The organism is Falsiroseomonas oryzae (genome assembly GCF_027856955.1).
Classification (GTDB): Bacteria; Pseudomonadota; Alphaproteobacteria; order Acetobacterales; family Acetobacteraceae; genus Falsiroseomonas; species Falsiroseomonas oryzae.
The window spans coordinates 1-1,159 of record NZ_JAPSMD010000841.1 but is presented as its reverse complement, the minus strand read 5'-3'; the positions used below and the strand labels follow the sequence as shown (position 1 = coordinate 1,159).

General features: G+C 77.3%; 1 protein-coding gene. It reads right to left on the bottom strand.

From position 1 onward, the window contains the following. A partial coding sequence (locus OZN99_RS32125; RefSeq protein WP_270939246.1) for an HWE histidine kinase domain-containing protein occupies positions 1-1,159 on the bottom strand: 1,159 nt, incomplete at both ends.

The window sequence follows — 1,159 nt, the reverse complement described above, 5'->3', positions numbered from 1 at the left end:
CCCACGCGCGGCCCGGGGCCGCCCACCGCCAGGAAGGGCGTGACCTCGCCTTCCAGCAGCGTGCGGAGATCCGCCGCCGCCCAGCGATCCGCCGCCAGCAGCGTGTGCGCCCGCGCCAGCGCGCCGACCCGCCCCTCGATCGCCTGCGCGAAGGCGGCGGGATCGGTCTTCGGCGTCAGCCGCACCGCCGCCTGCACCACGGCGAGCGCGTTCTTCGCGCGGTGGTCCACCTCCCGCGCCAGCAGCGCCTGCCGCTCCTCCGCCGCGCGCCGCGCGGTCACGTCGCGGGTGGCGCCGACCAGGCGCAGCGCGGCGCCCGTCGCCGGATCCTGCGCGACGACGCGGCCATGGCTCTCCAGCCACACCCAGGCGCCGTCCGGGCGCAGGAAGCGGTACTCGGCACGGTAGGATCCGATGCGGCCGGCCCGCGCCGCCTCGATCAGCTCCAGCGCCGCCGCCCGGTCGTCCGGATGGATGCGGCCGCGCCAGGAGGGATAGGGATCCTCCGCCGCCTCCGGGCCGAAGCCGAAGATCTCCAGCGCGCGCGCCGAGCGCCGCACCCGGCCCGCCCGGAGATCCACCTCCCAGGCGCCCAGCTCGGCCGCCTCCAGCGCCAGGCGCTGCAGCTCTTCCGCGGCCTTCAACGACTCCATCGCGCGGGCGCGCTCGCGCTGCGCGCGCCGCAGGTCCTCGATGTCGCGGAAGGCGACGGTGACGCCGCCATCAGCCGAGGGGTAGGCGTCCACCTCGATCCAGCGACCCATGATCGGCGAGACGCCGCAGAGATGCGCCCGCTGCCGCGTCTCCAGCACGCCGGAGGTGGCGATCCAGGTCGGGCTGCCCACGGCCTGCGGGAACACCTCCGCGAAGCGTCGGCCGAGCAGCGCCTCCGCCGCGATGCCCCATCCCGCGAGCGCCGCACGGCTGGCGAAGCGCACGCAGCCGTCCGCATCGAGGGCGAAGAGCCGCTCGTCCAGGCTTTCCAGCACCTCCCGGTTGCGCCGCTCGCTAGCGGCCAGCGCGGCCTCCGCGCGGCTGCGCTCTGCCGCAGCACCGGCCAGGGCCTCGGCCAGTTCGTCGGCCTCGCGCAGGCCGGTGGGGGGCGGCGGCACGCGGCTCGTCGCGGCCTCGCGCACGGCGCGGAAGGCGCCGACGGTGC